Consider the following 6,574-nt stretch of genomic DNA (forward strand, 5'->3'; position numbering starts at 1 on the left):
TCCAGGGCGACCACACGGCGCTCGCCCCCGGCCCCGGCAGCGAGGTCGCGGAGCCCCGCCATCCCGGTGACCGATGCCGAGGCCGCCGCCCGGACCATCATCGACGGCGGCTGAACCAAAGGGGCCGGACATGCGACTGCTCGTGGTCGAGGACGAGGAGGACCTGGTCGTCGCGCTCAAGGTCGGGCTGGTCAGGGCCGGTTACGCCGTGGACGTCGCCCCAGACGTCGACACCGCCGGCGAGAAGCTCGCCGTCAACGAGTACGACCTGGTCCTGCTGGACCTCAACCTCCCCGACGGCGACGGCTTCTCGGTCTGCCGTTCCATCCGCGCCACCTCGGGCGGCCCCCGCATCCTGATGCTGACGGCCCGCGACCGCCTCGCCGACCGCGTCCGCGGCCTCGACGAGGGCGCCGACGACTACCTCGTCAAACCCTTCGCCCTGCCCGAACTCCTCGCCCGCATCAGGGCGTTGCTACGCCGCGAGGACGGCGGCACCTCGGTCGTCGAGGTCGGCGAACTCCGCCTGGACACCGCCCGCTTCGAGGCGTACCGCGGCGAGCGCCGACTCCCGCTCACGCCCAAGGAGTTCAGCGTGCTCCACTACCTGATGACCCGTCCCGGACGCGTCGTACCGGCCGAGGAACTCCTCGAACACGTCTGGGACGAACATGCCGACCCGTTCACCAACACCGTCCGCGTCACGGTCGGTTCGCTGCGCCGCAAGGTCACCGGCGAGGACGAGCCCCTCATCGAGACGGTGATACGGCAGGGGGACCGGTTGAAGGAGACGCCATGAAGCGGCCCACCCTCAGCCACCTCCGCCTCCCCGCCTTCACCCACACCATCCGCTTCCGCCTCACCGTCCTGTACTCCGGCCTCCTCTTCGTCCTCACCGCCCTCGTCCTGGGCGGCACCTACCTCGCCGTGGAACGCAGCGGCGAGGCCCACCCCGTGACCAAGCAGTTCTCCGTGACGAAGATCGTGGACGGGCAGGAGGTGGGGGAGTTCGACGCCGACAAGGTGCACGAGGTCGAGGCCGCCGTGAACCACGAGACGCTCGCCAACCTGCGCCGCTTCTCCTACGCCGTCCTGGGCGGCGTCGCCGTCGCCAGCCTCGCCCTCGGCTGGATCCTCTCCGGCCGCGCCCTGCGCCCCGTACGCGCCATCTCCCGTACGGCCGCCGAGATCCAGGCCACCGACCTGTCCCAGCGCATCCACCTCCAGGGCCCCAAGGACGAGCTGCGCGACCTCGCCGACACCGTGGACTCGATGCTGGACCGGCTGGACGAGGCGTCCCGCGCGCAGCGCCAGCTCATCGACGACGCCTCGCACGAACTGCGCAGCCCGCTCGCGATCATCCGGGCCAACCTGGACGCCGTCCCGACCGCCGAGGAGTCGGACGAGGAGGAGCGCCGTACGGCGGCCCGCAGCGTCGACCGGGCCACCACCCGCATGACCCGGCTGGTCGAGGACCTCCTGGCCACGGCCCGCCGCAACGCCCCGCCCTCGCCGACGCGGACGTCGACCTGGCCGCCGCGGCCGACGAGGCGTGCGACGAGTTCGCCCCGCTCGCCGCCGACCGGGGCCTCACCCTGCGCCGCCGCCTCGGGCCCGGTCCGACCGTCATCGGCGATCACGACGCGCTGCGCCGGGCCGTCGGCGACCTGCTCTCCAACGCCGTACGGCTGTCCACGCCCGGCACCCGCATCACGGTCGCCGCGGGCTGCTCCGGCGCCTGGCTCTGGACGGCCGTACGGGACGAGGGGCCCGGCATCCTCGACGACGACCAGGCCCGCGTCTTCGACCGGTTCTGGCGGGCCGGGGACACCGGCGGCGGCCGCGACCGGCACGCGGGGCTGGGGCTCGCCATCGTGCGGCAGATCGTGGAGTCGCACGGCGGGCAGATACGGCTGTTCTCCCGGGTGGGGGAGGGCTCGACCTTTGTGCTCTGGTTCCCGCGCCCGGTGACGGACACACCAACGGCGGGCCGCCCGAGGAGCAGCCCGCCGTCTGAGTGAACTCGAACTCCGGCTACGCGGCCTTCGCCTTGGTGGCGTACATGTCCACGTACTCCTGCCCGGACAGCCGCATGACCTCGGTCATCACGGAGTCGGTCACGGCCCGCAGGACGTAGCGGTCGCGGTCCATGCCCTCGTACCGCGAGAACTCCATCGCCTCGCCGAACCGGACGGTGACGCGGCCGGGCCGCGGGAAGCCGGCGCCGCCGGGCTGGACCTTGTCCGTGCCGATGATGGCGAACGGCACGACGGGCGCGCCGGTCATCATGGCCAGCCGGGCGATGCCGGTGCGACCGCGGTAGAGCCGGCCGTCGGGGGAGCGGGTGCCCTCCGGGTAGATACTGAAGACCTTGCCCTCCTCCAGAACCCGGCGGCCGGTCATCAGCGCCGCGACACCGCCGCGCCCGCCGTCCCGGTCGACCGGGATCATGCCGCAGCCCGTGAAGAACCAGGCCATCAACCGCCCCTTGATGCCCTTCCCGGTGACGTACTCGTCCTTGCCGATGAAGAAGACCTGACGGTCGCAGAAGAGCGGCATGATCATCGAGTCGATGAACGTCAGATGGTTCCCGGCCAGGATCACGGGACCGTCGCCCGGGATGTGCTCCGCGCCCTCCACCTGTGGGCGGAACATCAGGCGCATGATCGGTCCGAGCACTGCCTTGATGAGCGCGAAGCGGGACAACGGGCCCTCCGGTGTCGAGAGAATGGCGAGGGAATCTGTATATGTCTGTGCAGGTGAGGACGATACTCGCGGTCCCGGGGGTCTTGCACATCGGGTTCATCGGGTTCATCGAGGTATTACGCACTGTTGACCCGGGTTTACCTGCGGTGGCGCACCGTCGACGGCGCGTAACGTGCCCGCATTGATGTGACGGACATCGCCCGGGTGCCACACCGGGCGTCTTCCCCACCCGGCCCCGCCGAATCCGACGGACCGTCACCTCACCTTTCCCGTACGACATCCAGCGTCACCCGCGAGTTCCGTCGGAGGTCTCCCATCCGTCATGTCCACGCCCCTACGATCGGCGCGCACGGACGGCGATCACAGCGGGAGGGGCTCATGGCAACCCAGGAGTCGAACGAACAGACGAGCCGGACCGGACGGCGGGCGCTCCTCGGAGCGGCGGTGCTCGGCGCGGGCGGAGCGGTCCTCGGACTGTCCGGTACGGCGAGATCCGCCGACGCGGCGCACGGTGGTGGGGTGAAGAGCCTCCCCGTGCCCACGATCATCGGCCACCGCGGTGCCAGCGGCTACCGGCCCGAGCACACCCTCGCCGCCTACCAGCTCGCCCTGGACCTCGGCGCCGACATCGTCGAGGCCGGCGACCTGGTGCCCACCAAGGACGGCCACATCGTCTGCCGTCACGAGCCGGAGATCGGCGGCACGACGGACGTCGCCGACCACCCCGAGTTCGCCGACCGCAGGACCACCAAGCTCCTCGACGGCGTCTCCGTCACCGGCTGGTTCACCGAGGACTTCACGCTCGCCGAGCTGAAGACCCTGCGCGCGATCGAACGCATCCCGGCCAACCGCCCGCACAACACGCTCTACAACGGTCGCTGGGAGATCCCCACCTTCGAAGAGGTGCTGCGCTGGCAGGACGAGCAGACCCGCAAGCGCGGCAAGCAGGTCTGGATCTACCCCGAGACCAAGCACCCCACCTACTTCCGAGGGCTCGGCCTCGGCCTGGAGGAGCGGGTCGCCAAGCTGCTGCGCAAGTACGGCAAGCACCGCAAGAACTCCCCGGTCATCCTGCAGTCCTTCGAGCCGACCAGCATCCAGCGCCTGAACAAGCTGGTCGACACCCCGCTCGTGGTCCTGCTCTCCGGCCCGAACACCCGCCCCTGGGACTTCGTCCAGACGGGCGACCCGCGCACGGTCGCCGACCTCGTCAAGCCGGCCGGTCTACGGGAGATCGCCTCCTACGCGCAGGGCATCGGCCCCACCCTGGACCTGGTCATCCCGAAGGACGCGAACGGCAACCTCACCACGCCCACCGGCCTGGTGCGGGACGCCCACACGGCCGGCCTGATCCTGCACCCCTGGACGATGCGCAACGAGAACCCCTTCCTGCCCGCGAACTTCCGCAAGGGCACGGACGCCGACGCGTACGGCGAGGTTTTCGGCGCCTACAAGACGTACTTCGCGACAGGCATCGACGGCGTCTTCACGGACCAGCCCGACACCGGCCTGCTCGCCCGAGAGGACTTCGTCAACAGCTGAGCACCACGCCCCGGTTGGGGTGACAGTCGGCCGCCCGGGCAACCCCGACCCCGGGCGGCCGCGTCGTGCCGCATATGACGCACGACCTCGTCGCCACCCTGCGCCCCCTGCTCACCGCCGAGGCCTCCGCGGAGGCACATGCCTCCGGAACGGAACCCGGCGACCTGGAACAGGCGGTGTGGCTCCGCCTCCTGGAACGTCTGGACACCGACGGCCCACCCGTGGACCCCCAGGGCTGGCTCCGCAGGGCGGTCCGCTCGGAGGTACGCCGCACCCGCCGCACCACCCGCCTGGAACGACCGTACGAAGTCGAACCGGTCGCCGACCTCGACCAGGCCCCCGAACAGCTGGCCCTCACCGCGGCCCGCCACCGCGCCCTGCGCGACGCAGTACGCCGCCTCCCCGGCCGCTGCCCCCGTCTGATGGAGGCACTGCTCTCCCCGAACGACCTGACATACCGGGAAATCGCGGGGGAGTTGGGTATCTCACAGGGCAGTCTCGGTCCGGAACGTTCCAGATGTCTGGGATGTCTGCGTCGATTGCTCACACCGGAGGTTGCGGTCGGCGAAGCGCGGGGATAGGAGTGAGGGACGACAGGCGATCAGGTGAGCGGGAGGCGTGCGCACATGGGCATGAGCGTGACCATCTCGGCGGCGACCGAGCAGGACGCGGAGCAGATCTTCAGGCTGCAGTACCTCTGCTTCCAGAGCGAGGCTGCGCTGTACGGCAACTACCGCATCGACCCGCTCGTCCAGACCCTGGACTCGGTCCGTGAAGAGGTCGCCGCGGACTGCGTCTTCGTGGCCCGCCTCGGCGAAGAGGTCGTCGGCTCGGTCCGCGGCAGCGTGACGGAGGACGGCTCCGCCGCGATCGGCAAACTCTGCGTCCACCCCCGCCTCCAGGGCCACGGCATCGGCGCGAGGCTCCTCCGAGCGGCCGAGTCGGCACTGGCCGAGGAACGCGGCGCGAAAAGGTTCCGCCTCCACACAGGTCACCGCAGCGAGAGCGGCCTGCGCCTGTACCGCCGGGTGGGCTACGAGGCGGTGGGCACATCAGAGGGCGCCGACGGAGTCCCGATGATCGTCCTGGAGAAGCCGGCGGGGGCATACGCACAGATGGCGTGATGGAAGCGCCCCTTCAGGGGCGCGGGGCTGTATCGATATGCGGCTCCGCCGCGTGATCGATATGCGGTTCCGCCGCGTGGGCGCGACCAGCCGCAACGGACTCGCGGCCGCCTGAAAACCTCAGGCGGCATCCCCCCGCGGGGCACGCGACTTCCGCAGCCAGTAAATGGCCGACACGGGCAGCAGTACAGGAATGAAGATGTAGTCCATCCCGTAGTCCGACCACACCGTCGAGTCAGGAAACGCGGACGGCTCGACCAACGTCCATGTACCGACACCCAGCACACCCGCAAGCTCCACGGCACAACACACCAACGCCACTTTGCGGGCAGTCTCACCGCCCCGCACCAGCGAGTACGTGATGAAGCCGTACACCGCACCCGCGACGGCGGACAACGAGTAGGCGAGCGGCGCCCGGTCGAACTCGGTCGAGATCTGGTAGACGGACCGGGACACGGCTCCGACCACCATCACGCCGTAGAGCCACACGAGCAGCGTCCCCGGCCCTCGGACGAGCCGCGCCTTCTCCTCCGCCACGGCCACCTCAGCCTCCCCAGATGTCATAGAGCCGCACCTCGAGAACGGCCAGTACCACACCGCCGGCGGTAACCGTCACCGACCCCCACCGCGTGCGCTCGGTCAGCGACATGAACCCGGCTGCCGGGACACACGCGAACGCGCCCAGCAGATACGCCACGAAGATCGTCGTGCCCTGCTCCGGCTTCTGGCCCCGTGCCAGCTGCACGACCCCGATCACCAGCTGGACCAGCGCCAGCAGCGACACCACGGCCATCCCGATGAAGTGCCAGTCCTTCGTCGGCTGGTCACGGTACGCGGCCCAGCCGCACCACGCGGCGAGCAGCAGCGCGGCGACACCGGTCACCAGCGTCAGGGCATCAAGCATGCGGCGAGCCTATTACGGCCCAAAAGGCCCCCGACGATCGGCCCCGGCCAGGCCCTGCCCGGGCCCGCCCGTCAGCCGTCCGCCTCGTCGACCACGAGGCCGCCGTTCACGGCCCGCTGCCACAGCCGGTGCGGCCACTCGCCGGCATCGGCGCCGGGCCGGACGGTGAACACCGGGTTCGGCCCCGTCTCGATCAGGTGCAGCAGCGTCCAGGCCACGCCGTAGCAGTCGTCGGGCCCGAAGCAGCCGGCCAGGGCACGGGCCTCCTCGGCCGACACCGGCTTTGCGATCGCGTTTA

The 6,574-nt window shown here is 70.5% G+C and carries 8 protein-coding genes and 2 pseudogenes; 6 read left to right on the top strand and 4 right to left on the bottom strand.

Going from position 1 to position 6,574, the window contains the following annotated elements; translation table 11 throughout:
- Window positions 1-130 precede the first annotated feature (130 nt).
- The 3 genes and pseudogenes from AQJ91_RS46485 to AQJ91_RS57045 all read left to right on the top strand — a co-directional run bounded on the left by AQJ91_RS46485 (window position 131) and on the right by AQJ91_RS57045 (window position 2,021).
- Window positions 131-799 carry a response regulator transcription factor gene (locus AQJ91_RS46485; protein WP_067035844.1) on the top strand — a complete coding sequence of 223 codons (669 nt, stop codon included), beginning with the start codon at window positions 131-133 and terminating at the stop codon, window positions 797-799.
- Window positions 796-1,443, top strand: a pseudogene (locus AQJ91_RS57040) (HAMP domain-containing protein); the annotation flags it as partial. The gene AQJ91_RS46485 and the pseudogene AQJ91_RS57040, both read left to right, overlap by 4 nt.
- Window positions 1,444-1,688: 245 nt before the next feature.
- Window positions 1,689-2,021 (top strand): sensor histidine kinase, encoded by a 333-nt coding sequence (locus AQJ91_RS57045; RefSeq protein ID WP_234383450.1) that lies wholly within the window; start codon window positions 1,689-1,691, stop codon window positions 2,019-2,021.
- A gap of 13 nt (window positions 2,022-2,034) precedes the next feature.
- On the opposite strand, the gene AQJ91_RS46495 is transcribed toward AQJ91_RS57045, so the two are convergent.
- Window positions 2,035-2,655, bottom strand: a complete 621-nt coding sequence (locus AQJ91_RS46495) for a lysophospholipid acyltransferase family protein (RefSeq protein ID WP_234383449.1) — start codon at window positions 2,653-2,655, stop codon at window positions 2,035-2,037.
- Window positions 2,656-3,084: 429 nt separating this feature from the next.
- Here AQJ91_RS46495 and AQJ91_RS46500 point away from each other — a divergent pair, with 429 nt between their 5' ends.
- The 3 genes from AQJ91_RS46500 to AQJ91_RS46510 all read left to right on the top strand — a co-directional run bounded on the left by AQJ91_RS46500 (window position 3,085) and on the right by AQJ91_RS46510 (window position 5,372).
- Entirely contained in the window at window positions 3,085-4,248 is a 1,164-nt protein-coding gene (locus AQJ91_RS46500) for a glycerophosphodiester phosphodiesterase (RefSeq protein WP_067035850.1), read from the top strand.
- A gap of 74 nt (window positions 4,249-4,322) precedes the next feature.
- Window positions 4,323-4,829 carry an RNA polymerase sigma factor gene (locus AQJ91_RS46505; RefSeq protein ID WP_067035853.1) on the top strand — a complete coding sequence of 169 codons (507 nt, stop codon included), beginning with the start codon at window positions 4,323-4,325 and terminating at the stop codon, window positions 4,827-4,829.
- Window positions 4,830-4,874: 45 nt separating this feature from the next.
- Complete coding sequence (locus AQJ91_RS46510) at window positions 4,875-5,372, top strand: GNAT family N-acetyltransferase (protein WP_067035856.1); 498 nt, start codon at window positions 4,875-4,877, stop codon at window positions 5,370-5,372.
- A gap of 120 nt (window positions 5,373-5,492) precedes the next feature.
- On the opposite strand, the gene AQJ91_RS46515 is transcribed toward AQJ91_RS46510, so the two are convergent.
- From AQJ91_RS46515 to AQJ91_RS46525, 3 genes and pseudogenes are all read right to left on the bottom strand, one after another.
- A complete protein-coding gene (locus AQJ91_RS46515; RefSeq protein ID WP_067035859.1) occupies window positions 5,493-5,936 on the bottom strand; it encodes a hypothetical protein in 444 nt (147 codons plus the stop codon).
- Window positions 5,917-6,276, bottom strand: coding sequence for a hypothetical protein (locus tag AQJ91_RS46520; RefSeq protein ID WP_067035862.1), 360 nt, complete (start codon window positions 6,274-6,276; stop codon window positions 5,917-5,919). Before AQJ91_RS46520 ends, AQJ91_RS46515 begins: the two co-directional genes overlap by 20 nt.
- Before the next feature lie 71 nt (window positions 6,277-6,347).
- A pseudogene (locus AQJ91_RS46525) lies at window positions 6,348-6,574 on the bottom strand (hypothetical protein); the annotation flags it as partial.

The organism is Streptomyces dysideae (genome assembly GCF_001514305.1).
Lineage (GTDB): Bacteria > Actinomycetota > Actinomycetes > Streptomycetales > Streptomycetaceae > Streptomyces > Streptomyces dysideae.